The organism is Dehalococcoidia bacterium, assembly GCA_035310145.1.
In the GTDB taxonomy this organism is placed as follows: Bacteria; Chloroflexota; Dehalococcoidia; order CAUJGQ01; family CAUJGQ01; genus CALFMN01.
In genome coordinates this window covers 1-24,499 of record DATGEL010000039.1, presented here as the reverse complement: position 1 = coordinate 24,499, position 24,499 = coordinate 1, and the positions used below count along the sequence as shown (strand labels likewise).

21 protein-coding genes and 1 tRNA gene are annotated in these 24,499 nt (G+C 69.5%); 16 read left to right on the top strand and 6 right to left on the bottom strand.

Going from position 1 to position 24,499, the window contains the following annotated elements:
• The first annotated feature begins 28 nt into the window (after nt 1-28).
• The 8 genes from VKV26_07125 (at nt 29) to VKV26_07090 (ending at nt 8,616) form a co-directional block, all read left to right on the top strand.
• Nucleotides 29-706, top strand: a complete 678-nt coding sequence (locus VKV26_07125) for a hypothetical protein (protein ID HLZ69669.1) — start codon at nt 29-31, stop codon at nt 704-706.
• Between the two features lie 26 nt (nt 707-732).
• The gene (locus tag VKV26_07120) at nt 733-1,950 is read left to right on the top strand and encodes an iron-containing alcohol dehydrogenase (protein ID HLZ69668.1); all 1,218 of its coding nucleotides are present in this window, start codon (nt 733-735) and stop codon (nt 1,948-1,950) included.
• A 414-nt stretch (nt 1,951-2,364) separates the two neighbouring features.
• On the top strand, nt 2,365-2,787 hold the full coding sequence (locus tag VKV26_07115) for a hypothetical protein (protein HLZ69667.1): 423 nt from the start codon (nt 2,365-2,367) through the stop codon (nt 2,785-2,787).
• A gap of 230 nt (nt 2,788-3,017) precedes the next feature.
• Nucleotides 3,018-4,085 (top strand): LLM class flavin-dependent oxidoreductase, encoded by a 1,068-nt coding sequence (locus tag VKV26_07110; protein ID HLZ69666.1) that lies wholly within the window; start codon nt 3,018-3,020, stop codon nt 4,083-4,085.
• Between the two features lie 179 nt (nt 4,086-4,264).
• Nucleotides 4,265-5,152, top strand: coding sequence for a pyridoxal 5'-phosphate synthase lyase subunit PdxS (gene pdxS, locus VKV26_07105; protein ID HLZ69665.1), 888 nt, complete (start codon nt 4,265-4,267; stop codon nt 5,150-5,152).
• Nucleotides 5,153-5,284: 132 nt separating this feature from the next.
• Nucleotides 5,285-5,908, top strand: coding sequence for a pyridoxal 5'-phosphate synthase glutaminase subunit PdxT (gene pdxT / locus VKV26_07100; protein HLZ69664.1), 624 nt, complete (start codon nt 5,285-5,287; stop codon nt 5,906-5,908).
• 19 nt (nt 5,909-5,927) lie between these two features.
• Entirely contained in the window at nt 5,928-6,884 is a 957-nt protein-coding gene (locus tag VKV26_07095) for a hypothetical protein (protein HLZ69663.1), read from the top strand.
• A gap of 52 nt (nt 6,885-6,936) precedes the next feature.
• Nucleotides 6,937-8,616, top strand: coding sequence for a R3H domain-containing nucleic acid-binding protein (locus VKV26_07090; GenBank protein HLZ69662.1), 1,680 nt, complete (start codon nt 6,937-6,939; stop codon nt 8,614-8,616).
• A gap of 170 nt (nt 8,617-8,786) precedes the next feature.
• Here the strand turns inward: VKV26_07090 and VKV26_07085 are convergent, their stop codons facing one another.
• Nucleotides 8,787-9,350 carry an Lrp/AsnC family transcriptional regulator gene (locus tag VKV26_07085; GenBank protein HLZ69661.1) on the bottom strand — a complete coding sequence of 188 codons (564 nt, stop codon included), beginning with the start codon at nt 9,348-9,350 and terminating at the stop codon, nt 8,787-8,789.
• Between the two features lie 182 nt (nt 9,351-9,532).
• Here VKV26_07085 and VKV26_07080 point away from each other — a divergent pair, with 182 nt between their 5' ends.
• From VKV26_07080 to VKV26_07055, 6 genes are all read left to right on the top strand, one after another.
• Nucleotides 9,533-10,144 (top strand): GDSL-type esterase/lipase family protein, encoded by a 612-nt coding sequence (locus VKV26_07080; protein HLZ69660.1) that lies wholly within the window; start codon nt 9,533-9,535, stop codon nt 10,142-10,144.
• Between the two features lie 207 nt (nt 10,145-10,351).
• Nucleotides 10,352-11,437, top strand: coding sequence for an alanine dehydrogenase (locus VKV26_07075; protein HLZ69659.1), 1,086 nt, complete (start codon nt 10,352-10,354; stop codon nt 11,435-11,437).
• A gap of 51 nt (nt 11,438-11,488) precedes the next feature.
• A complete protein-coding gene (locus tag VKV26_07070; GenBank protein ID HLZ69658.1) occupies nt 11,489-12,901 on the top strand; it encodes an aspartate aminotransferase family protein in 1,413 nt (470 codons plus the stop codon).
• A 326-nt stretch (nt 12,902-13,227) separates the two neighbouring features.
• The gene (locus VKV26_07065) at nt 13,228-15,090 is read left to right on the top strand and encodes a peptide ABC transporter substrate-binding protein (protein ID HLZ69657.1); all 1,863 of its coding nucleotides are present in this window, start codon (nt 13,228-13,230) and stop codon (nt 15,088-15,090) included.
• 42 nt (nt 15,091-15,132) lie between these two features.
• Complete coding sequence (locus VKV26_07060; protein HLZ69656.1) at nt 15,133-16,083, top strand: ABC transporter permease; 951 nt, start codon at nt 15,133-15,135, stop codon at nt 16,081-16,083.
• 59 nt (nt 16,084-16,142) lie between these two features.
• The gene (locus VKV26_07055; protein HLZ69655.1) at nt 16,143-17,036 is read left to right on the top strand and encodes an ABC transporter permease; all 894 of its coding nucleotides are present in this window, start codon (nt 16,143-16,145) and stop codon (nt 17,034-17,036) included.
• 252 nt (nt 17,037-17,288) lie between these two features.
• Here the strand turns inward: VKV26_07055 and VKV26_07050 are convergent, their stop codons facing one another.
• Entirely contained in the window at nt 17,289-18,713 is a 1,425-nt protein-coding gene (locus VKV26_07050; GenBank protein HLZ69654.1) for an MATE family efflux transporter, read from the bottom strand.
• A 284-nt stretch (nt 18,714-18,997) separates the two neighbouring features.
• Between VKV26_07050 and VKV26_07045 the strand changes: the two genes are divergently transcribed.
• Both VKV26_07045 and VKV26_07040 read left to right on the top strand, forming a co-directional pair.
• Complete coding sequence (locus tag VKV26_07045; protein ID HLZ69653.1) at nt 18,998-19,426, top strand: hypothetical protein; 429 nt, start codon at nt 18,998-19,000, stop codon at nt 19,424-19,426.
• A 99-nt stretch (nt 19,427-19,525) separates the two neighbouring features.
• A tRNA-Asp gene (locus VKV26_07040) sits at nt 19,526-19,599 on the top strand.
• Between the two features lie 2,102 nt (nt 19,600-21,701).
• Here VKV26_07040 and VKV26_07035 read toward each other — a convergent pair.
• From VKV26_07035 to VKV26_07020, 4 genes are all read right to left on the bottom strand, one after another.
• Entirely contained in the window at nt 21,702-23,087 is a 1,386-nt protein-coding gene (locus VKV26_07035) for a hypothetical protein (GenBank protein ID HLZ69652.1), read from the bottom strand.
• Between the two features lie 112 nt (nt 23,088-23,199).
• Entirely contained in the window at nt 23,200-23,376 is a 177-nt protein-coding gene (locus VKV26_07030; protein ID HLZ69651.1) for a hypothetical protein, read from the bottom strand.
• Nucleotides 23,377-23,385: 9 nt separating this feature from the next.
• Entirely contained in the window at nt 23,386-23,574 is a 189-nt protein-coding gene (locus VKV26_07025; protein ID HLZ69650.1) for a hypothetical protein, read from the bottom strand.
• 163 nt (nt 23,575-23,737) lie between these two features.
• Nucleotides 23,738-24,343: a transposase gene (locus VKV26_07020; GenBank protein ID HLZ69649.1), complete on the bottom strand. Its 606-nt coding sequence runs from the start codon at nt 24,341-24,343 to the stop codon at nt 23,738-23,740.
• Between the last annotated feature and the right edge of the window lie 156 nt (nt 24,344-24,499).

Here is a 24,499-nt window from a genome sequence, read left to right as displayed (position 1 = left end):
CACGCACACCGTCGGTGTGATCGCCCGCGTGCTCGAAGCCGCCGGCCTGCCCACCACCTCGATCAGCCTGGTGCGCGAGCATACCGCGCAGGTGCAGCCGCCGCGCGCCCTGTTCGTGCCCTTCCCCTTCGGCCACCCCTTCGGCCGGCCGAACGACCCCGATCTGCAGCATCGTGTGCTGGGCGCCGCGCTCGACCTCTTCGCCGAGCGCGGCTGCCCCGTGCTGCGCGACTTCCCGGACGAGGCCGCGGCGGCAGGTCCGGCGGCGCCGCTGCAGGCCTCGCAGGTCGAAACCGCGCCAGCCGCCGAAGACGCGGCCGCGGAGACCACGCGCCTGCGCCGCTACCACGAGCAGTGGCTGCAGCGCGAGGGCCACACCGCCGTCGGCCTCACGCGCATCCCGCCGCAGCGCTTCCGTGGCGTGATCCGCTTCCTTGAAGCAGTCGCCGCGGGCGACGAGGCGGATATGCGCGAGCGGCCGGAGGGCGTGCCGCTGCCGCTCTTCATCCGCTACTGCGCCGACGATTTGAAGGCCATGTACTTCGAGGCGCGGCTGCTGCAGCAGCCGCAGACCACCGGCGAGGCCTTCGCCCGCTGGTTCTGGGGCGAGACGGCCACCGGCCAGCTCATCCGCCGTGTCAAAGAGCGGCTGGACGTGTCCGAAGACCCGGCGATGAAGGCGATCGCTTACGGCATCGCCCGCTGAGACGGCCCGCGCACAGGAGCACGACTATGCCGATGCCGCAGACGGCCGCTGCTTTCCGCGCCCAGGGGTATCCGTGGCGGCTCTACTGCGGCGCCGAAGCGATCACCAGCATCGGCGACGAGCTGCGCCGCGCCGGGGCGCGCCGGGCGTTCGTGCTCTGTGGCAAGACCGTCGCCGGCAAAACGGACCTGGTGCCGCGCATCCGCGCGGCCTGCGGCGGCGCCTTCGCCGGCGTCTACGACGGGATGGACAAGGACGCGACCTTCCCCGCGATCCAGCGCGGCACAGAAGAAGCGCGGGCGGCCGGGGCCGATCTGCTGATCGCCGTGGGCGGCGGCAGCGTGATCCACGGCTCGCGCGTCGTCGCCATCCTGCTGGCGGAGCAGGGCGACCCGTACGCACTGATGACCCAGTATCCTGAAGGCAAGCCGGCCTACAGCCCGCGCCTGCGGGCGCCGAAGCCGCCGATCATCAACGTGCCCACCACGCCGACCAGCGCCATGAACCGCGCCGGCTCGGCGCTGAAGAACGACGCGCTCGACCACCGCATGGAGTTCTTCGACCCGAAGACGCGGCCGGCCGCGATCGTCTGGGACCATGGCGCCCTGCTCACGGCGCCGCTTGCGCTGCTGCGCTCCACGGCCACCACCACCTTCCTCGGCTCGCTGACGGCGCTGGGTGCGAGCGACGCGAACCCGCTGGCGGCGGGCGACCAGCGCCAGGCCTTTGCCCTGGCGCACGCCGCGCTCGGCCGCCTGCCGCACGAGCCGGAGAACGTGCAACTGCGCATCGACCTCTGCGCCGCCGCGCTCTTACAAAACCGCGCCGCCGACGACGACGCCGGCCGCGGGCGCGACGCGGCCGCCAGCGCCAGCTACGCGCTGGCCACGGCGCTGCACATCCGCTACCACCACGTCGGCCAGGGCGAGGCGACGGCGGCGGTATGGCCGACCTGCCTGCGCCGCCTGGCGCCGCCTGCCGCTCCGGCCCAGGCGATCGCCGCCGGCCTCGGCGTTTGGCGCGAGGGCATGTCGGCGGCGGCGGCGATAGAGGCGGCCGCGGCGGCGCTTGAGGCCCTGCTGGCGAAGGCCGGCATGCCGAGCCGCGTGCGCGAGCTGCAGATTCCCGAGGCCGATCTGCCCCAGCTCGCCCAGGACACGCTCAAGAACTTCAACGCCAACCCCGGCGAGCGCCCGGCGGACTACAGCGCGCGCATGCTGGCGCTGCTGCACGCCGCCTGGTAGCCGCCCGCCACTGGAGAACAGCGCGCGGCTCAACGCCGGGAGCCTTCCGCGACCAACACGGCCGCCGGGCGAGCGCGGGTGCGGTCGAACGCCACCAGCCGTTTCTGCCGCGGCCCAATCCGATTCGCCGGTTGCTGCCGTAGTCCGGGGCGCAAGGCAAAGACGCCGCGCTCGCAGCGCCGGGCGGAAGCGGCCGCAGTCACGCGGTGACCGTACACAAATCGTGCATGCCGGCGGCTGCTTGCGCCGGCGCAGAATGCACGATTTGTGGATGCCGGCCGCGATCGCGCGGGCTAGCCTCTCGCCAGGGCGGCGCGCAGCGCCGTGTGCGAGGGCGCGTGTGCCGGCGCCTGTGCGGGCGGCCGTCTCCGCAGCTCTCGATCGGCGTGGACGCGGATACGGGAGAAGCAGCAGGTGAGGCGACAGGGCACGATCTGGCCGGCGCTCACGCTGTTCGCGGCATGCGCCGCAGCGCTGCTCATGGGCACGCAGCGGGCGCGGGCGCTGGATACCGGCCTCGCGCTCAGGCCGTACATGGGCTGGAACACCTACTACGGCGGCACGCCGATGTACGAAGAGTTCATCCTGCACGTCAGCGATGCGATGGTGGAACGTGGCTTTTTCGCCGCCGGCTACCAGTACGTCCGGCTGGACGGCGGCTGGTGGGACGGCGTACGCGACGCGCAAGGCGCGATCGTGCCGCCCGCGCGCCAGTGGCCGCACGGCATGCGCTTCCTCACCGACTCCATTCACGCCCGCGGCCTGCGCGCCGGCATCTACACCGACGCCGGCGCGGACGGCTGCGGCGGCGACAAGCAGGGCAGCGGCCCGCCCTAGCCGCGTGCCGCGCCCCTGCCCCGCTCCTGCCTACCCTCGATCGCGGCTGTCCCCGCCGCGACGGCTCCGAAGCTGCCGTGGCGCCGGTGTGCCCGCGTCTGGGTGCGTCGCCGAAGAGTACGATGGACGGCGCCGGATCCCCGCCGCGGGGACCGAGCCGGCGGCAGGCGCTGTGTCGCATCTGCGGCCACGGCGGCCCGCGAAGCGATGCGCCGGCGCGGGGGGATGTGATGAAGTTTGGCCTGTGCTACATCGCCGACTATCACCCGGACTTTCAGGGCAGCTACGCGCAGTGGTACGACGGCATGCTCGAAGAGATCGTCCGCGCCGACGAACTGGGCTATGACGGCGCCTGGCTGGCGGAGCACCATATCCCCGCCTTCGCCTTCGGCTCGCCGGCCGTCTTCCTGGCGGCCGCCGCGCGGCAGACACGGCGCATCCGCCTCGGCACCGCCGTCAGCCTGCTGCCGCTGAACGACCCGATCCGCCTGGCCGAGGACTACGCCATGGTCGACGTGCTGAGCAAGGGGCGGCTCGACTTCGGCGCCGGCCGCGGCCTGTACAAGTACGACTACGACACCTGCCGCGTCGACATGAGCGAGAGCAAGGAGCGGTTCGACGAAAACCTGGAGATCATTCGGCGGGCCTGGACGGAAGAGGACTTCTCCTATCGCGGCCGCTGGACGGCGATCGAGCACCACACGGTGACACCGCGGCCATTGCAGCAGCCGCATCCGCCGATCTGGGTGGCCGCGGTGATGACCCGCGACTCGTTTCGCTGGGCCGGCAGCCACGGCTTCAACCTCCAGACCGCGCCCTTCTTCTACACGCACTTCGCCGACATGCAGGAGCGCCTGGCGATCTACCGCGACAGCCTGCGCGAGCACGGCCACGATCCCGCCCAGAAGGAGGTGCTCGCCGTCTACCATATGTACTGCGCCGAATCGGCCGCGGAGGTGGCCGCCGTGGCCGACCCGGCGATGAAGCGCTTTCAGCAGTTCGGCAAGGCCGTGGACGAGCGCCGCCACGCCTACCGCGACCCGCGGGCGTACCAGGACTGGAAGGGCTTTTATGAGAACCGCCAGACGATCTCTTTCGACCAGATGAAGGAGACGCGCGCCGTGCTCGGCACGCCGGAGGAGTGCCGCGCGAAGATCCGCATGCTGACCGAGGCGTACGGCATGAACTACCTGATCTTCGAGGTCAACTTCGGCGGCCTGCCGCACGAGAACGTGATGCGCTCGCTGGAGCTGTTCGCGCGTGAGGTCATGCCCGCCTTCGGCGACGCACCGGTGTGAGCTGCCTGGTGGCGCGATGTTCGGAAGCGGTCGCGGCGATGAGCCGGCGTGTGGAACGGGCCGGTTGGATCGCAACTGGACCGCGCCGCGCGTTTGCGGCCGTGCTTCGGCATCGATAGACTTTATGACAGGGCTATACGGCGATTCGGCCGCACAGAATGGGCACGGGAGCAGGCACGATGGCAGTAGAGAAGGGCACCTGGCTGTTGAAGCGCGGCCTCGCGCAGATGCTCAAGGGCGGCGTGATCATGGACGTGGTGACGCCGGAGCAGGCGAAGATCGCCGAGGAGGCCGGCGCCTGCGCGGTGATGGCACTGGAGCGCGTGCCGGCCGACATTCGCGCCGCCGGCGGCGTGGCCCGCATGAGCGACCCGGACATGATCATCGGCATCAAAGAGGCCGTGACCATCCCCATGATGGCCAAGGCGCGCATCGGCCACTTCGTCGAGGCGCAGGTGCTCGAAGCGCTCGGCATCGACTATATCGACGAGTCCGAAGTGCTGACGCCGGCCGACGAGGCGCACCACATCAACAAGCACGACTTCCGCGTGCCCTTCGTCTGCGGCTGCCGCAATCTGGGCGAGGCGCTGCGCCGCATCGCCGAGGGCGCGGCGATGATTCGCACCAAGGGCGAGGCGGGCACGGGCGACATCGTCGAGGCTGTGCGCCACATGCGCGCCCTCTGGGACGATATCCGCCGCCTCCAGAACATGCCGGAGGATGAGATCTACACCGCGGCCAAGGAGCTGCAGGCGCCCTACGAGTTGGTGAAGGAAGTGCATGATATCGGCCGGCTGCCGGTGGTGAACTTCTCCGCCGGCGGCGTGGCCACGCCGGCCGACGCGGCGCTGATGATGCAGCTCGGCGCCGAGGGCGTCTTCGTCGGCTCCGGCATCTTCAAGTCGGACAATCCGGCGGTGCGGGCGAAGGCGATCGTCAAGGCCGTGACACACTACAACAACCCGGAGATCCTGGCCGAAGTCTCGCGCGGGCTGGGCGAGGCGATGCGCGGCACGTCCGCTCGCTCGCTCGCCCCCGAGCAGCAGCTCGCCGGCCGCGGCTGGTAGCCCGCGGCGATCCCCGGCTCGATAGACACGCCGCTGACCGAATTCCGCGAGGCCACGGCGGCGCCCGCCCAGGGCGCCGCGGCCTTCGCCTGGCGGGGCTTCGGGCCGCCGATGCTGTACAATTGTTAGAGAATGACGACGAACGGAACACGACTGCCGCGCATCGGCGTGCTGGCGCTGCAAGGGGACTTCGCCGAGCACGCCGCCTCGCTGCGCGCCTGCGGCGCCGAGCCAATTGAGGTGCGGCTGCCCGCCGATCTCGCCGGGCTCGACGGCCTGATCATCCCCGGCGGCGAGAGCACCACGATCGCCCGCCTGCTCGACGCCTACGGCCTGTTGGAGCCGCTCCGAGCGCTCACGCACGCCGGCTTCCCCACCTGGGGCACCTGCGCCGGCGCGATCATCCTCGCCGAGCGGGCGCCGGGGCTGGACCGGCCGAACCTCGCCGCCATGGACATCGGCGTGCAGCGCAACGCCTTCGGCAGCCAGAAGGACAGCTTCGAGATCGACCTCTCCGTCGCCGCGCTTGCCGGCCGGCCATATCACGCGATCTTCATCCGCGCGCCGATCATCGACGAGGTCGGGCCAGGCGCCGAAGTCATCGCGCGGCTGGAGGACGGCACCGTCGTAGCGGCGCGACAGCAGCATCTGCTCGCCACCTCGTTTCACCCGGAGCTGACCGGCGACGACCGCTTCCATCGCTACTTCCTGCAAATTGTCCGCGAGAGCGCCCATCCCGCTCCCGGCGGAAAGTGAGGATGTCTTCGGCAGCACGATGACCACCGCGCGGCCCGTCCGCCCGACCGACCTCGTCGCGCTCGTCTCCTTCGACGGCCGCGTCTACGCCAACGAGGCGCATACCTGGGACCGGCTTGGCCGCCGCGCGGGCGCCCGCCTGCTCGAGAATGCCTTCGAGCAGTGGTTCTCCTTCGCCACCGGCCGGCACACCTGGATCAGTGTCGAAGGGCTGACCATCCGCGGCCTGATCTCGGCGCGGGCGCGCGGCAGCCGGCTTGCCTGGGAGGTCGATTGCCTGATCATCGCCTGCGACGAGCGCCAGCCCACGCTTGATGCCCTGGTCGATCAGCTGATTGCCGCTGCCGCGGGCGCCGGTACGCTGCGCGTCTTTCTGCGCCTGGAAGCCGGCAGCGCCGCGCTGGAGGCGGCGCGGGCGCTGGGTTTCATGCCCTACGTGCACGAAACGCTGTTGCAGCTCAGTGAGCCCGCATCGGAGCAGCCGCTCGACCAGGGGCTGAGCCTGCGCAAGCGCGCCCGCGCCGACGGCTTCGCCCTCTTCCGCCTCTACAATGCCGTCACGCCGGAGAGCGTGCGCCGCTACGAGGCCGCGACCTACGCCGAGTGGATCGCGGGTCAGGAGCGGCGCAGCCAGGGCCGCGGCCATCATGACCTGGTGGCCGAGACCGACGGCCGCATCGTCGCCTGGCTGCGCGCCGTGCCCGACGGCGAGGTCGGCCGCATCGACTTGCTGCTGCACCCGGACGGAGCGGCGCACGGCCCGGCGCTGCTGGCGCACGCGGTGGGCCTGCTCGGCCGGCACCGGCCGCTGTACAGCCTGGTGCCGCGCTACGCCGAAAACCTGCTGGCGATGCACCGCGAACAGGGCTTCGCCCCCGTGGCCGAGTTCGACGGGCTGGTCAAGCGGCTGGTGACGCCGATCAAGGAGGCGAAGCCGGTGCGCGTACCGGCGCACCAGCCGCTCGCCACCGGTTGAAGCCCGACCAGCGCTCGGGAAACCCACGCAAGAAATTACGAGAACATCTGAGATGGAACGCACGATCACCGACGACCTGGATGCCCTGCTCGGCGCCCTGCCGCCGCACCTCGTCGCGCCGCTGAAGCAGCGCGACGACAACCGCGAGCTGCTCGAAATCGTGATGGACCTCGGCCGCCTGCCCAGCGCCCGCTACCCCGGCCGCGAGGTGGTGCTGGGCAGCGTCGAGGTCACGCACGCCGACCTCGACTTCGTGATCGAGCGCATCGGCGACTTCGGCGACGACAACCGCGCCGGCATCGAGCGCACGTTGCACCGCATCTCCTGCATTCGCAACCGCGCTGGGCGCGTGGTCGGACTCACCTGCCGCGTGGGCCGCGCCGTGTTCGGCACGATCCAGCTGATCGAAGACCTGGTGCAGAGCGGCAAGAGCATCCTGCTGCTGGGGCGGCCGGGCGTCGGCAAGACCACGATGCTGCGCGAGACGGCGCGCGTGCTGGCCGACGACCTCAACAAGCGCGTGATCATCGTCGACACCAGCAACGAGATCGCCGGCGACGGCGACATTCCCCACCCGGCGATCGGCTCGGCGCGGCGCATGCAGGTGCGCACGCCCAGCGCCCAGCACGCCACGATGATCGAAGCAGTCGAGAACCACATGCCCGAAGTGGTGGTGATCGACGAGATCGGCACCGAACTCGAGGCGCAGGCGGCGCGCACGATCGCCGAACGCGGCGTGCAGCTCGTGGGCACGGCGCACGGCAATGCGGTGGAAAACCTGATGCAGAACCCGACGCTCTCCGATCTCGTCGGCGGCATTCAGTCCGTGACGCTGGGCGACGAGGAGGCACGGCGCCGCGGCACGCAGAAGTCGATCCTCGAGCGCAAGGCGCCGCCGACCTTTGACATCATCGTCGAAATCCAGAGTTGGGACCGCGTGGCGCTGCACCAGGACGTGGCGGAAACGGTGGATGCGCTGCTGCGCGGCTTCGCGGTCAACGCCGAGCTGCGCGAGATGCGGACGGACGGCTCGATCAGCAGTGCGATCGAAGAGCGCGGCGAGCTGGCCGAGCTGAATCCGTTCGAGAACCGTGCCTTCGCGGACCGACGCTTCCGCCGCGGCGGGCGGCACGGCGGCTACGGCCAGGCGTCGCGACCGGCGCCCACACCAGGGCCCTACGTGGTGCAGGACAGCGCGGCGCTGCCGGCGGAGGAAGTGATCGCGCCGGCCGATCCGGACGAGGCGCCGCACAGCACGCGCATCTACCCCTTCGGCATCTCGCGCTCGCGCCTGGAGCAGGCGATCCGCGAGACGCGCGTGGCGGCGAAGGTGGTGGACAGCCTGGACGAGGCGGACACGGTGTTCACGCTGAACAGCTACTTCCGCCGCAAGCCGCCGGCGCTGCGCGACGCGGAAGACCGGCACATCCCGCTTTCGGTGCTGCGCTCGAACGCCGTCTCGCAGATCGAGCGCATGCTGCTCTCGGTCACGCAGCAGCGGCCGGTGCGGCGCGCGTTCGACCCGGAGTTCGAGGCGCTGCGCGAGGCGGAGGATGCGATCAACGACATCCGCGTGCACGGCGAGCCGTCGGTGCAACTGCCGCCGCAGCCGTCCTATATCCGCCGCAAGCAGCACGAGCTGGCGCAGCGCTTCAACCTGACCTCGGTGAGCCGCGGCCGCGAGCCGCACCGCGGCGTGCGCATCTTCGCCGACAATCCGCGGGCGCGTTAGTTTGGCAAACCGGGCCCCCATCCCCCGGTTCATCTCTCGTGCCCCCAATGCTAGGGGAAGGGGAGATCGATTGACCGGATGGAACGGGCTGAAGGCGGGATGCAGGAGGCCGCTTGTGGGGGCGCACCGCGTGCGCCCCGCGCCCCGCCTAACCCGACGCCCTCCCGGAACTATTCCCCCCAGGATCGCCCCTCTCCTTCTCCCAGGATTGGGAGAGGGAGAGGGGTCGGGGGTGAGGGTGAGGGCCGCCGGCCGCGCTTGCGTTTCTCGCCGCCCTCGGCGAGCAGCGGCGGCGCCCATGAGCACTCCTCGATGATTTTGAAGAGGACGAAGGTGTTGGTGCGGATCACGCCGGGCACCAGCGCCAGCTTCTCCACCACGAAGCGATGGATCTCGTCCGTCGACTGCCCGTAGACCTGGATGCTGATGTCGTGGCTGCCCGTGGTGATCGCCACGTAGCCGACTTCGGGGAACTGCGCGATCTGCTCGGCGATGCGCGCCACGCGGTTCCCTTCTACCTGCGCCACGACATCCGCCGCGGCCGGAAAGCCCGCCTTCTCGCGGTTGATGCAGACCGTAAAGCGGATCACGCCCGCCTCGCGCAGGCGCTGGATGCGGGAGCGCACGGTGCGCGGCGAGAGGTACAATTCGGCGGCGAGCTGGCCGTGGCCGACGGAGGCATCTTTGCGCAGCAGGCGCAGGAGCTGGAGATCGATCTGATCCAGGGCGGTCATCGGCTGCCTCCTTGGCGCTCCTTGATAGCTGGGGTAATTGGGGGCAATGGGGTAAATCGGCACAGGGGCAAATCGGAGAGTCGGCGAGTCTCACGAAGCGAAAGAACCGGGCTTCGGCCAGTGTCCGGCGGTGGGCCGTGCGCCGCGCGGCAGCAGCCCGCCGGCGAACCGGGGGGACGCGGATGCGCATCTGCTTCGTTGGAGATTCGTTCGTCAACGGCACCGGCGATCCGGAGTTCCTGGGCTGGACCGGCCGCGTCTGCGTCGCCGCCCGCAGCGCGGGGCACGACCTCACCTGCTACAACCTCGGCATTCGCCGCGATACCAGCGCCGACATCCGCGCCCGCTGGGAAGAGGAAACCGCCCGCCGCCTGCCGGCGAGCGAAGCGGCGGGACTGGTCTTCTCCTTCGGCGCCAACGACACGACGATCGAAGACGGCCGGCGCCGCGTGGCGCCGGCCGTCTCGCTGGCGAACGCCGCCACGATCCTCGCCGGCGCCTGCCGGCGCTGGCCGGTGCTGATGGTCGGACCCACGCCGCTGGCCGACGCCGCGCAGAACGAGCGCATCGGCGCCCTCTCGCGCGATCTCGCCCCGGTCTGCGCTGCGGCCGGCGTGCCCTATCTGCCGGTGGTCGAGGCGCTGCTGGCGGCAACGTACTGGCTGCCCGAAGCAGAGGCGAACGACGGCGCCCACCCCGGCGCCCGCGGCTATGCCGAGCTGGCCGCGCAGGTGCAGGCCTGGCCGGCCTGGCAGGCGTGGCTGCGGCCGCGGTCGAGCGCCAGCCGCGCGTAGATCCGGACGGCGCGGCAGGGAGGCGCCGCTCAATGCTTTCGACACACTCCGCCCCTTTCGGCTATCGATCGGGAAACAATTGCCGGAAGCGGCAGCCATCCGGGCCAGACATTGCCGATAATGGCACGTATTCCCGCCACCTGCTCTCTATACTGCGGTGAGAAGAGAGCCGAAGGCCAGAGGCGATCGCGGCCCGCGGAGGGATGCGTGGTTACGCTGGGAGTGCTCAAAGAGACCAAGCCCGCCGAGCGCCGCATCACGCTCACGCCCGATGACGTGCGCCGCCTGCGCGAGACCGGCGCCACGATCCTCGTGCAGGCCGGCGCCGGCGTCGAGTCTGGCTTCCCCGACGAGCAGTTCACCGCGGCCGGCGCCGGCCTTGCGCCTACCCCGGAGGCGCTGTTCGCCGCCGCCGACGTGGTGATCAAGGTCAAAGAGCCGACGCTGCCGGAGATCGCGCTGCTGCGGCCCGGCCAGCTCTACTTGAGCTTTCTGCACCTCGCCGCCTTCCCCGCGCTGATCGGGCCGCTGCGCCACTGCGGCGCCACCGCGCTGGGCTACGAGACGATCGCCGAAGACGGCCAGCATCCCGTGCTGCGGCCGATGAGCGCCGTCGCCGGGGCGCTGGCGCTGCAGATCGGCGAGCACTATCTGGAGGCGACGAGCGGCGGCCGCGGTGTGCTGCTGCCGGGCATCGAGGGCAAGCACGCCGGCAAGGTCGTCGTGGTCGGCAGCGGCGTCGTGGGCGAGGAGTGCGGCCGGCTGGCCTACGGCGAGGGGGTGCGCGTCGTCTTTGTCGACGCCAACCCGCGCCGCCTCGACGAGCTGCGCGCCCGCTATCCGCGGGCCGGCATGCTCACGCCCGAGGCGGGCCGGCTGGCCGACGAACTGGCGGACGCGGATCTGCTGGTGGGCGGCGTCTACATCACCGGCGCACGGGCGCCGCACGTCGTCAGCCGCGCCCAGATCGCGCGCATGCCGCCGCGCTCCGTTGCCGTCGACGTGGCCATCGACCAGGGCGGCTGCTTCGAGACCTCACGCCCAACCTCGCACGCCGACCCAATCTATGTCGAGGAGGGCGTGCTGCACTACTGCGTGACGAACATTCCCAGCATGGTGCCGCGCTCGGCCAGCATCGCCCTGAGCCACGCGCTGACGCCGTATTTGGAGCCGGTGCTGCGGCTGGGGCCGGAGCGTGCCTTGCAGGATAGTCGAGCGCTGGCGGAGGCCGTCAACATCAGCGGCGGCCGCATCCTGCTGGACTCGCTGAAGGAGCTGCCGGCGAGCGCCTGAGACGCCGCCGATCGAACGAGTGTAGGGTATTGGGCATAAGGAGTAGACGGCATGGTCGACAGTCTCGTTTCCCAGGCAGCGCAGAACGGCCAGTTCAACGAAGCGGAGGTCGACGATTACGTCCGCCGCGGGCTGGACCACCTCTGGATCCACACGCAGCAGTACAACGACCTGGCCAAGCCCGACGGCTTCATGGTGCTGACCGAGGGCGAGGGCGTGCGCCTCAAGGACATCAAGGGGCGTTCGTACATCGACGCGATGTCGGGGCTCTGGGTGGTGGCCGTGGGCCATGGGCGCAAGGAGCTGGCGCGCGTCGCGGCCGAGCAGATGGAGAAGCTCGCCTACATCAACACCTTCGCCTACGCCACGCGGCCGGGCGTTGACCTGGCGACGAAGCTGGCCGAGCTGGCGCCGGGCTCGATCTCCAAGTTCTACTTCGCCAACTCCGGCTCCGAGGCGGTGGAGACGGCGATCCGCATGTCGAAGCAGTACCACTACAACCGCGGCGACAAGAAGCGCTACAAGATCATCTCGCGTCGCGGCTCCTACCACGGCATGACCGCCGGCGCACTGAGCATCAACGGCGCCCAGTACGCCAACCGCGCTCCGTTTGAGCCGCTCTTGCCCGGCGCCATTCAAGTTCCCGGCGTCAACTGCTACCGCTGCCCCTACGAGAAGACGTATCCCGAGTGCGACGTCTTCTGCGCCCGCACGATCGAGGACACGATCAAGTTCGAGAAGCCGGAGACGGTGGCGGCGATCGTGGCGGAGCCGATCTCCTCGGCCAACGCCAACTTCATCCCGCCGGCCGAGTACTGGCCGACGCTGCGCGAGATCTGCGACAAGTACGGCATCCTGCTGATCGCCGACGAGGTGATCAACGGCTTCGGCCGTACCGGCAAGTGGTTCGCGATCGAGCACACGCCCGTGATTCCCGACCTGATGACCGTGGCGAAGGGCATCTCCAGCGGCTACCTGCCGATCTCGGCGGTGATGGCGAAGCAGGAGGTGGCCGACGCCTTCGTGGGCGAGAAGTCGATGGCCTTCAGCGGCGGCATCACCTTCGGCACGCATCCGGTCTCCTGCGCCGTGGCGCTGGCGAACATCCAGATCATCGAACGCGAGGGGCTGGTGGAGAACGCCCGCCTGCAGGGCGACTACATGCTGGAGGAGCTGCGCCGGCTGCGCGAGTATCACCCCTCGATCGGCGAGGTGCGCGGCATCGGCCTGTTGATCGCCGTCGAGCTGGTCAAGAACCGCGAGACGAAAGAGCAGTTCGGCGAAGCCGACGACATGAACACGAAGATGACCGATGCGCTGAAGAAGCGCGGCCTGCTGAGCCGGGCCGGGGCGATGATCAGCCTGGCGCCGCCGCTCTGCATCAACAAGCAGGAGGTCGACGAGATCGTCGGCATCGTCGACGAGTCGATTGGGGAGGTGGAGCAGAGCCTCGGCGTCAAGTAACGGCGCGGCCAACCGTCGGCGCCGCACGAAACCAGCGTGTGCGTTCGCTGTCACGCCCGCGACATGCAACGGAGCTGCCGTTTGGCGTGCAGCCGGTGGGCGTGGGCGATACGCGCACGCCATCCCTGAGGGGGTGTATGCTAAGGCATCGCACCTGGCGCAGGCGCCGGGTGCGGATTGAAACAAACGGCCGGTCTATCTGCGAAGGGATTCGTCATCCCGTCCCCAGAGCAGCGCACCCGCGCGCCTCCTGGACGGAGTGAAGGGACAGGCCAGGTATGACTCCGCAGCCCGAAACCGAGAGCGCTGAACAACGGTTCGCCCGGATGCTGATCAGCCGCCGTCGACTGCTCGGCAGCCTGATGGCGGCGGGCCTTGTCGGCCCGGTGCTCGCCGCCTGCGGCGGCGGCAACAACAACAAGAAGGCCGCCACTACCGGCGGCGCCGCGAACAACAAGGGCGCCAGCAACCTGGCCACGCCGCAGGCGCCGTCGGCGGCGCCGAACACGGGCGCCGGGGCCGGCGCCACGGGCACGCCGGCAGCCGCGGCGGCCAGCGGCGGCAGCCCGGCCGCGGGCGTGGCGGCGCCAGCCACGATCGGCAAGCTGACGGTGCGCACCGAGCCGTATCCGAGCTACACCGGCTCGCCGGTTGACAGCGACACGCTGACGATCATCCGCAGCGAGGACCTGAGCGCCTTCAACCCCACCGCGCTCAACAGTTACTCGCCCTACACCTTCGTCTACGACCCGCTGGTCTGGATCGACGAGTACACGCTGGACCCCAAGCCCTGGCTGGCCTCGAGCTGGTCGATCTCGCCCGACGGCAAGAGCTACACCTTCAAGCTGCGCAGCGACGTGAAGTGGCACGACGGCACGCCCTTCACCGCCGATGACGTCGCCTTCTCCTTCATCGCCTACCGCGACGACCCCGACAGCGCCGTTGCCCGCTTCTTCCCGCTGATGCAGAAGGACCCGGTCGTCGTCGATGCGCAGACGATCCGCTTCGACCTCTCGGACACCTCGGGCGACTGGATCCTCAACGCCTGCAACCAGTTCATCATGCAGAAGGCGCAGTTCAACGACTTCTGGAACCAGAAGAAGAGCCTGAAGGACTACCCGTACACCGACAAGATGCTGATCGGCACCGGCGCCTGGAAGCAGACGAAGTACGCGCCCGGCGACTCGCCGCCCAACATCCAGTACGCGCGCAACGACAGCTACTGGGCGGGCAAGCCGCACTTCCAGAAGTTCATCTTCCAGCAGGTCGACAAGACCGAGGCGCAGATCACCGCCTGGCTGAACGGCAGCACGGACCTGCTCTGGCCGGTGACGGCCACGGAGGTCGACCAGGTCAAGAACCAGGAGGCCTGGCTCTACGACCCGCCGGCGGTGGCCTTCATGAACGCCTGGATCAACTTCAAGAGCACCAAGCAGGACCACCCCGAGTTCATGCAGAACAAGCAGGTGCGCCAGGCGCTTTCGATCGGCATCGACCGCAAAGGCTACGCGCAGGCGATCTTTAAGGGCTTCGTCGACGAGCAGAAGATCGGCTCGATCGCCTTCCCCTGGGCGTACAACGCGACGCTGAAGAGCCCGGACTACGACCAGGCGAAGGCGCAGCAGATGCTGGCCGACGCCGGCTACAAGAAGGACAGCTCGGGCAGCCTGGTCGGCCAGGACGGCAAGCCGATCAAGCTGATTGGCATCATCTCCAACAGCCAGCAGTACCCGGTGGACAAGATCGCCGTCTCGGTGCAGGAGGACTTCCGCAAGCTCGGCCTCGCGCTGCAGATCGACACGCTGGAGCCGCAGACGCTGAAGAACCGCCGGCTGAAGGTGTTCGACTGGGATCTCTACTTCGCCAGCCGCATCCTCTTCGCCGGCTTCAGCGACTACGGCTACTACAAGAGCGACTGGGATCCGCGCGTGAAAGCCAACGGCCTCAACGCCGGCGCCTGGAGCAACCCGCAGGCCGACAAGCTGCTCGATCAGATCATCCGCGAGCCGGACCTGGTGAAGCAGAAGGACCTGCTCGGGCAGTTCCAGGCGATCATCAACGACGACCTGCCGGCGCTCTGGTTCGGCTTCCCGCGCGATCTGATCCTGGTGAAGAAGAACTTCCTCGGCTTCCAGCCCAACGCCATGTGGCAGTACTGGGACACCTGGAAGCTCTGGAAGTCTGGATAACGCCCGGCTAGCGGTGAATGCGTTCGGGGCGGGATCGCCTGTATGGGACGATACGTTATCCGCCGGCTCGTGCAGGCGATTCCGCTGCTGATCGGCATCTCGCTGATCGTCTTCCTGATGATCCACCTGGCGCCGGGGGATGCGGCGGAGTTCGCCCTGGGCGAGCGCGCCAGCCAGACCGAGATCATCCGCCTGCGCCATTACCTGGGTCTCGATCTGCCCTGGTACCAGCAGTACTTCCACCTGATGGGCCATTGGCTGCGCGGCGACCTGGGCATCTCCGTCCTGCAACAACGCTCGGTGTTCACGATCCTCTGGGAGCGGCTGCCGCGCACGGCCGAGCTGCTGGGCGGCTCGATCCTGCTCTCGTTGCTGATCGCGCTGCCGATCGGCGTCTTCTCGGCCGTGCGCCAGTACTCGTTCGGCGACAACGTCGTCACCGTGATCAGCTTTCTCGGCATCTCGATCCCGTCGTTCTGGCTGGCGATCCTGCTGATCCTCTTCTTCTCCGTCGATCTGCACTGGCTGCCCACCGGCGGCACGCAGACGATCGGCCGCAGCTTCAGCCTGCTGGACCATCTCAAGCACCTGATCTTGCCGCTGGCGGTGCTGACGCTGATCCGCACGGCCGGCTGGTCGCGCTACCTGCGCTCCTCGATGCTCGAAGTGCTTTCGCTCGACTACGTGCGCACGGCGCGGGCGAAGGGGCTGACGGGGCGCGAGGTGCTGTTCCGCCACGCGCTGCGCAACGCGATCATGCCGATCATCACGCTGCTCGGCCTGAGCCTGCCCGACATGGTGGGTGGTGCGATTATTACCGAGCAGATCTTCAACTGGAACGGGCTCGGCCAGCTCACGGTCACGGCCACGGTGCGGCGCGACATCCCGGTCGTGATGGCGTTGGTGATGCTCTCCGGCGCGGTGATTGTGCTCGCCAACCTGCTGGCCGATCTCTGGTACGGTGTGGTCGATCCGCGCGTGACGCTGCATTGAGACGGTACGGGAGTGCCGGCGCCCGCGGCGAAGCGAGCGCCGGACGGCGTGGAGCCGCCGTGGCACAGGTGATCGAAACGATCGGTGCGGCGACGCTGGCGCAGGAAGCGCCGGCGCGCCGTTTTGTGATCTTGCGCCGCTTGCTGCGGCACCGGCTGGCCGTCAGCGGCCTGATCGTGCTGCTGGTGCTGACCGGCATCTGCTTCTCGGCGCCGCTCTGGCTGCCCTACACCGATACGCTGACGCAGGTGCGCAGCGACACCTTCGCCTCGCCCTCCGGCAGCGCCCTCTTCGGCCGCGACGAGTTCGGCCGCAACGCCTTCGATCGCGCCGTCTATGGCGGGCGCAACTCGCTGGAGATCTCGCTGCTCTCGGCGCTGATCGCAACAGGGATCGGCACGCTGGTCGGCATGCTGGCCGGCTACTTCGGCGGCTGGGTCGACGGCATCGCCGACCGGCTGATCGAGCTCTTCCTGACGCTGCCCTTCCTGCTGCTGTTGATTCTGGCCGCGGCGATCACGCGGCCCTCGGTCACGAGCATCATCCTGATCCTGGGCCTGTTCAACTGGGCGGTGCTGGCGCGCATCGTGCGCGGGGAGTTCATCGCCGCGCGCACCCGCGACTACACGCAGGCGGCGGAGCTGCTTGGCTGTCCCTGGTGGCGCATCGCCGCGCGCCATATCTTGCCCAACGCGATGGCGCCGATCATCGTCAGCGGCACGCTGCTCTTCGCCACAAACCTGACGGCGGAGGCGGCGATCAGCTTTCTGGGCCTCGGCATTCAGCCGCCGACGCCGAGTTGGGGCAACATGCTGACCAACGCGCAGGACTACGTGATCAGTGCGCCGTTCCTCGCCATCTTCCCCGGCCTGCTGATCCTGATCACCGTGCTCTGCGTGAACCTGCTCGGCGATGGTCTGCGCGACGCCTTCGACCCCAAGCTGCGGCTATGAGGCAGGCGGCGGGGGCGGCCCTCGCCCTCACCCCGTCCCCTCTCCCTCTCCCAATCCTGGGAGAGGGAGAGGGGCGATCCGGCGGAGGGAGTTCCAGGGCCGTGCCGGGTTAGCCGAGTGCTGCAGAGGCGCTCCGCGTGCGCCTGTCGCGCCGCTCCCAGCTACGCCTTCAGCCCTAATCTTCCGGCCTTGCGTCCCCCCTCGCCCAGGATTGGGAGAGGGGTCAGGGGGTGAGGGTGAGGGCCGAGCGCCCTACACGCGGATGGTTTGCCAGCGGCCGCGGCGGAAGCGCAGGAAGGTGAGACCCGCCCGCACCCACATGTCGGCCACGGCGCCGATCCAGGCGCCGCCCACGCCCCAGCCCAGCACGATCGCAAAGAGATAGGCCAACGTCACGCGCAGGATCCAGGGCGAGATCGCGAAGATCACCATCACCGCGCGCGTGTCGCCCGCGCCGCGCAGGCTGCCGGCGAAGGTGAAGGCGATCGCGATCGCCGGTTGCGCCACGGCAAAGATCAGCAGCAGTTGGCGGCCGTCGCTGGTCACGGCCGGGTCGTCGACGAACGCCCTGGTGATCGGCCCGCCGAACAGCGCCAGCAGCAGCGCCACGCCGCCGAGGATGTAGAGCGCGAAACGCATGGCCGCGAAGGTCGCGCGCTCGGCCAGCTGCGGCTTGCCGGCGCCCAGCGCCTGGCCGGTGAAGGCGGTGGCCGCCTGCTGGAAGGCCATGCCCGGCATGAAGGCCAGCCCCTGGATGCGGATCGCCACGCTGTGCGCCGCCAGCGCCGTCTCGCCCAGGCTGGCGATGATCCGCGTGTAGACCAGCATCGCGAACTGGAACTGCACCTGCTCCACGCCCGACGGCACACCTACGTTGAGGATGCGGCGCGCCGTCTCGCCATCCCAGCGGCGCAACGACGGCCAGTGCAGCCGGAGGCCGGCGCGGCCCTTCGTCAGGATCGCCAGGGTCAGCGCCATGCCGACCAATTGCGAGACGGAGAAGCCGATGCCGGAGCCGCGTACGCCCAGCTTCGGCAGGAACCATGAGCCGTAGATCAGCCCGAACGCCACGATCGCGTTGACGATGTTGACGCAGAGCATCACCGCCATCGGCGTGCGCGTGTCGCCCGCGCCCTGCTGGGCGCTGTTCGCCACGAACAGCAAGGAGCCGAAGAGGATGCCGGGCGAGGCCCAGCGCAGCCAGGAGGCGCCCAGCGTGAGCACGTCGCCGGTGGCGCCCATCGCGCCCATCGTCCAGTTCGCGGCGAAGAAAACCAAGACCGTGCCGACGAGACCCCAGAGCAGCGAGAGCAGCAGGCCATGGCGCAGCGCGGCCGCGGCGCGATCGGGCTGACCGCTGCCAATGTCGCGGGCGAGCACCGCCGTGGTGCCCGCGGCGATCGCGAAGACACCGGCCTGCGGCGTCCACTGAATGAAGGTGGCCAGCCCCACGCCGGCCAGCGCGTTGCCCGTGTTGTCGATATGGCCCACGAGAAAGGTATCGACAAGCTGCACAAGCGACAGCGCGAGCTGCTGCACGAGCACCGGCCAGGCCAGCGCCAGCACGGAGCGGTCGAGCCGCGACTCGTCGAGGGCGACGGTGCGTCGCCGCGGTGGGCCGCCGCTGCCCTCGGCGGGGCGGGCGGCGTCCACCCGGCGGGATGGCGCGATCGCCACGGGAGCGCCTCGTTTCCGGCTGCGGCGGCTGCTCGCTCGTTGCCGAGGCCGGGCCGCTCCGTGAAGACGGAGAGCGTCGCGGTCGCGCGTCCTGCTGCACGCCGTGGCGCTCGGGCGAACCCGTACTGCTGCGCGGGCGAAGCGAGGGGAGAGCCTGCCGTTGCCGGAGCAATGGTAGCACAGAATCGCAGGGGTGCGGCTTGTCGTAACGGCCTGTCTTTGCCGCGAAGGATGCAATAGGATAACGGGGCAGCGGTGATGCAATGACAACAGGGAGGGGCGGCGTGCGTGTCAGGGAGATCGTCGCGCGGGCGCGGGCCTACGAGGAGGCGGAGGACGCCTGGCCCGCGGAATCGCTGCTCAGCGTGCTGATCGACCTCTTCACCAGCCCCGAGCCCGAGGCCGCCGCTGCGCTGGCGCCGGCCGAGGTGCAACGCGCCTGGCGCAAGCTCACACGTGACCTGAGCCCGGCCGACTGGCGCATCGAGGCGCGGGCGTTCGCCGACGGCGTGGATGTGCTGGCCGCCAACCTGACCGAGGCCGGCGCCGACGACCTGGCCGTGCGCCTGCGCGAGTTGCACGAGCCGCGCTTCGAAGGCGCGATTCGCAGCCCCGACGTCTCGCGCGAGAGCCTGCGCGCGATCGACGAGCCGGCGGTCCCTGCCGAAGACGGCCCGATGTGGGTGCCGCGCGGCCGGCGCCTGGCGCTGTAGCACGGTGGTCGCAGCGCCCTGAGCCGGTCAGGGCGAGGTTTGACAGGGCAACACAGGTACCGTACGATCGATGAACCGGGCTGCGTGGCCCGGTTTCTTGGCCCCGTGGTGTAGCGGTCTAACATGCCACCCTGTCACGGTGGAGATCGTGGGTTCGAATCCCATCGGGGTCGCCGAAGTGAATACCGCCTAACCCTAGCAATAACTCGCGGAAGGCCGCCTTCGGGCGATATTCTTCTACCCGGCCCGTTCGCATGTCCACGTAGAACGCCTCGAACACCGCCTGGACGATACCCCGCCGGGTCGCCGTATCCACCTGCTTCCAGAGGTCGCGCAGATCCGCCAGGAAGCGACCCGCGCCGACGACCTCCTGCTCCGCCGGCACGGCGAGGCCGGCCAGTTCGGCTTCCGCTTCGCGCTTGCGCCGTTCATAGTCCGCCTCGTCCAGATTGCCGTCGGCGTAGGCGCGGGCTGCCCGCCGTAGCCGATCCTGGACGGTCGCCCGCCGCTGCTCGCGACTGGCCCGTTCGCCGTCGCTCGCCAGCAGGCGCTCGGCGGTCCGCTGCCAGTCCGCCGGCAGGCGAAGTGCGGTTATGAGCGCTTCGACCTGAGCGTCGATCCGGTTGACATTCAGCGACGCATCGCCCGCCGGGCACCCGTGGTTACCGCGGTCGTGACACATGGCCCGATATTTCGAGCGCAAGACCGGCGCGATCGGAGTCCCGTGCCGGTTCTCGGTCCTCGCCGCCGTGATTGCCCACAGGCGCTCGCCGCAGTGCCAGCAGCGCACCAGGCCGTTGAGGAGGTAGATCCGCTTGGTGCGATCGCTGCGCCCATGGCGGGCACGGCGGTCGAGCTGCTCCTGGACGCGGTTGAACAGTTCCCAGGACACGGCCGGCTCGTGGGCTCCGTCGACCAGGTCGCCGTCGCGGTAGCGAACCTTGCCGGCGTGAAACGGATTGCGCAGCAAGTCCACGACCGACTCCTTGCCAAACGGCCGTGGCCCGGTCACGCCGACCTCGGGATCCCTGCGCGTGTTGCGGGTGCGAAAGCCGCCGGCGTTGAGCTGTGCGGCGACTGCGGTCGCGGTGTACGCGCCCGTGGCATAGCGCTCGAAGGCCTGCCGCACCGCCGCGAATTCCTCGGGCACCGGCTTCGGCGCATGACCGCGGCACTTCCCGTCGGTCCCCTGACCGCAGTCGCAACGGCGGTACCCGAACGGGATGGAACCGTTGGCCAGGCCGCGGCGCACGCGCTCCCGCTTGGCCTTGGCCACGTGCGTGCCCAGCACCTTGCTCGCGTGCTGGGAGAACTGCATCAGGAGGCCCATCAGCATCTCGCCGTCGGCCGTGGTCGTGTCGATCGCCTCGGCGATGCTGACCAGCCGCGCGCCGCGTTCGCGGCAGGCCTTGAGGAACTGCTGAAACACGAGCTGGTTGCGGGCCAGGCGCGAGTTCTCGTGCACGACGACCGTGTCGAAGGCGCCGCCACGCAGGTCGGCCAGGAGTTGCTGAAAGGCCGGCCGGCGGGCGATGTCGTCGGACGACGCCCGCCGGGCTTCATCGATATAGGCGGCGACGTGCTGCCAGCCGCGGGCGCCGATGAACTCGTCGTACTCATGGCGCTGGGCATCGATCGTCCAGCTGTCGCGCTGCAGCTCCGACGAGAAACGCAAGTAGCAGACCGTCCGCCGCCCCTCACTCATGATGCGGTTGATCCTCCGTCCCCCGAACGCGTGGCCTGCCCACTGTGCCAGCGGCCTGGCGTGTTGTCGACTGGTTCGCTCGGTTCGCGGTCAGGTCGCCGGCGCGCGACCTGTCGCGCCGCTTTGACCACGACCCGGAGGTACGCTGCCACCTCCGGGTCGGCGGCGTCAGCCGGCGTGCGGGAATCTGCCTGCTCGGTCATCTTCATCACTCCTGTCTGGTCCACGCTTCCGCCTCGGTCTGCAGCGGTCGCACCGCGCTTGCGGGCAGCCAGCCGCCCTGGTCGACCATGCCTTCGGCAATCTCCTGCTCCCGATCGTCGCGCTGCTCATAGAAGAGCAGTCGTACCAGTTCGGCCAGCTCTGCGATCTCGTCATCGAGTGAGGCGGCCAGGATGTCACGGTCGTTTGGCGAAGCCGTGTAAAACCCGGCCAGGTGCTGGCTGACCTGGCTCCAGGCCAGTTGCGGGTGTCGTCTTCATCTCATTCCCTGCTTTCTGCATCAGGCGGTGAACGGCCGCGCGCCAGCCACACGGTCAACGCGCCGGTGGCTGGCGGCGCAGCCTGCGTTCAGAAGCGAACCGGCGTGCGGCGCAGGTCTGTGCGCCGTTCCCGCTGCGTCCGGCTGCCATCGGGGAAGGGCTGGCCGTCCAGCCGAACCACGTCCGCCTGCGTTCGGCCTAACCAGGTGATCCGCAACGGCCGGGCGAACCAGGTAGAAAGCGGCTCGTCGCCGAACGGCAACGCCCACTCCATGGGAATGCGCAGCTTGTAGACCGTCATGCCCAGTCGCAGCGCCCGCGCCTCGACGGCACACTCCAATGCGTCGGCTTGCTGGAACAGGGCCCTGGCCTCCTCCTCAAGCCGGAAAATGGCCTGCATCTCCTGCCGCAGCGCCTTGCCCGAAAAGTGGTCTAGGTGTTGTTGGCGCTGCGTTACTTCGGCGCGCAGGGCCTGCGCCCGCTGCAGCACCAGCTTCCAGTGCGTTTCCATGTCAGGCCTCCTGTCCTTGCTGCGCACGTCCGTCAATACCAAGCCAGCGCAGCTGCCCGCAGCAGCCGCACATCGCCAGCGCCGGCGAGCACCACCGCCAGGCTGGGTGCGGACAGGCGAGCTGGGCCCGTTCGCAGCGCACACAGATCCACTGGCAGTCTGGAACCGACCACGTCCAAAGGTGACGGCATTCCGTGATCTTGGCGTAGCACTCCCGGCGGGCTGGCCGCTGTCTGGCTCACACTCAGCGGCGGCGATCGGCCGCAGGTCCGGCGCCGCCACTTCGGCGGCGATCATGGCGATGAGGGCGCTGTCCTCGGCCGACAGGCTCTGGCCGACCTCTGCCAGCGTCGGCAGCGTGCCGAAGTGACCGGCCACCCAGCGGGCATAGGCGACCGCGCTTTGGCGGGCGCCGATCTCGGCCGCCTCACAGCCGGCCACACTCGCCGACTGGAGCTGACCGGTCTGGTCCTGCCGAGCATGGGTCAGCTCATGCACTACCACGTCGCCCAGCACCCAGGAGGAGACCTTGGCGTAGCGCGTGCTGACCAGAATCAGGTGGCCCTGGGTGCGGTAGGCGGCGATCGTCGTGGCTGGTCCCACACTCGCCTGCGGCGCCAGGATGATCGTCAGCCCGAACGACCGCAGCCCGGACAGCAGGTCGTGGCCGGTCGGTGAGATCCAGGCCCAGAGCACCGCCTCGGCCAGTCCCTGCTGGACACGCAGGTCCGGCCCGAGCGGCCGGAAGGTGACGAACTGGCGGGCGGCGTCGGCATCCTCGTCAAACCAGCCCATCCACCAGACGTCGCCGCGTTGACAGCTTGGATTTGCGGCCAGGCAGGCAAAACCGCCGGCCGGGATCGCCGCCAGGTCGGGCAGGTCGAGCACCGGCTCGGCGCCGGCCACCGCACTCGGCATCAGCCGTGGCATGGCCGGATGGCGCAGATGGTCGCCGGCCTGCACCAGCGAGGTGAAGATCAGGATGGCGGCCAGGGCCAGGGCAAGCGCGATGAGCCAACGGATCAGGAATCACAGAGGCATAGCGCACGCTCCTTCCCGTGCGTGGTGGGCGGGCTTAGAACCGGCGGCGAATGACGATCGTGCCGGTGCCGGCGCAGCGGTCACAGCGGCCGGAGCGCAGACAGGCCAGACAGTCGACGGCCGCGCCAAGGCCGGCGCAGCGGGTGCAAATGCCCCTGCCCTGACAGGCGTCGCAGCGAATCGGGGTGGCTTCGCGTTCGATAAACGGCATGGCGATTCCTCACGATTGCCGCGGCGGTGCAGCCGGCGGCGCGGGCTCGCCGGCGTCAAACCGCAGGTCCAACAACGCATCGGGCGCGGGCGCAAGCGCCCGGCGGTCCAGCACCCACTCCAGCCCGGCCAGGCTGATCAGGCTGGTGCAGACGATGAGACAGGTAACGGCCAGAGCGGCCGGCTGGAGGGCCGGCACGAGATAGATGAGCAGGTTGACGGCCAGGCAGCAGCCGACGCCGCAGAGCCAGAGCAGGAGGGCCTTGGTGCCCCAGTACTTGGCAAACGTGCGGCCGATCAGCGCCGCGCTCCAGCGGCTGAGGACCAGACCAACGGTAAGGGCAAGGATGACTAGTGCAGAATCAAGCCGCTTCCTCGGGAATGGCTAAATGCTGAAGTTGATCACAGCCGAAGGCGTCGCAGACTCGCTGCTCCAGTTCGGCCGCGGTCAGCAGCCGCGCGGGCTCGGCCACACGGCGCTTGCCATGCACCCAGCGCGGCTCAATCGGGTTCAGCCACGGACTCTTCGTCGGCAGGAAGCAGGCGATGATCCGCACCCCTTCGCCCTGCGCCTTCACCGTGCGATTGTACCGCCGCAGCCAGCCACGCACCGCCTTGCTGAGATGCCAACTGGCGTTATCCCAGACAAACAGCAGCGCCGTCTTCCCCCACGCGGCCAGCCCGGCACAGCACCAGTCCAAGAACGCCGTCGTGGCGCCGCTCACTGGCCGCGCCGTCACAAACCGCAGCCACACCTCCGGCTCGGCGCCCCCCGCACCCTGGCCCAGCAGGCCATAGGCGGCCAATGCCTTGGGGTCCGGATCGTCCCTGGCGACCGTCTGCTCCAGCAGCCGCAGCGGCTGCTCGTCCACCCACGCGTTGGCGTCCGGCTGACTCACCCGACTCCACCAGACTTCATCCGCGAACCCCAGGGCCCAGTCGGGATGCCGCGCCGCCAGGCGGATCACCCGGTCGCGTCGGCTTTTTTTCTAGGCCGGCAAACTTGGCTTGAGAGGTTCGCCGAGCCCGGGTTCCGATAAGCGCCACTCGCACCTGAGGTAGGGCAAGGGCGCGCATGGCGAGGCGACCGGCGGGCACGCGCACGCAAACCCTGGAACCGACCG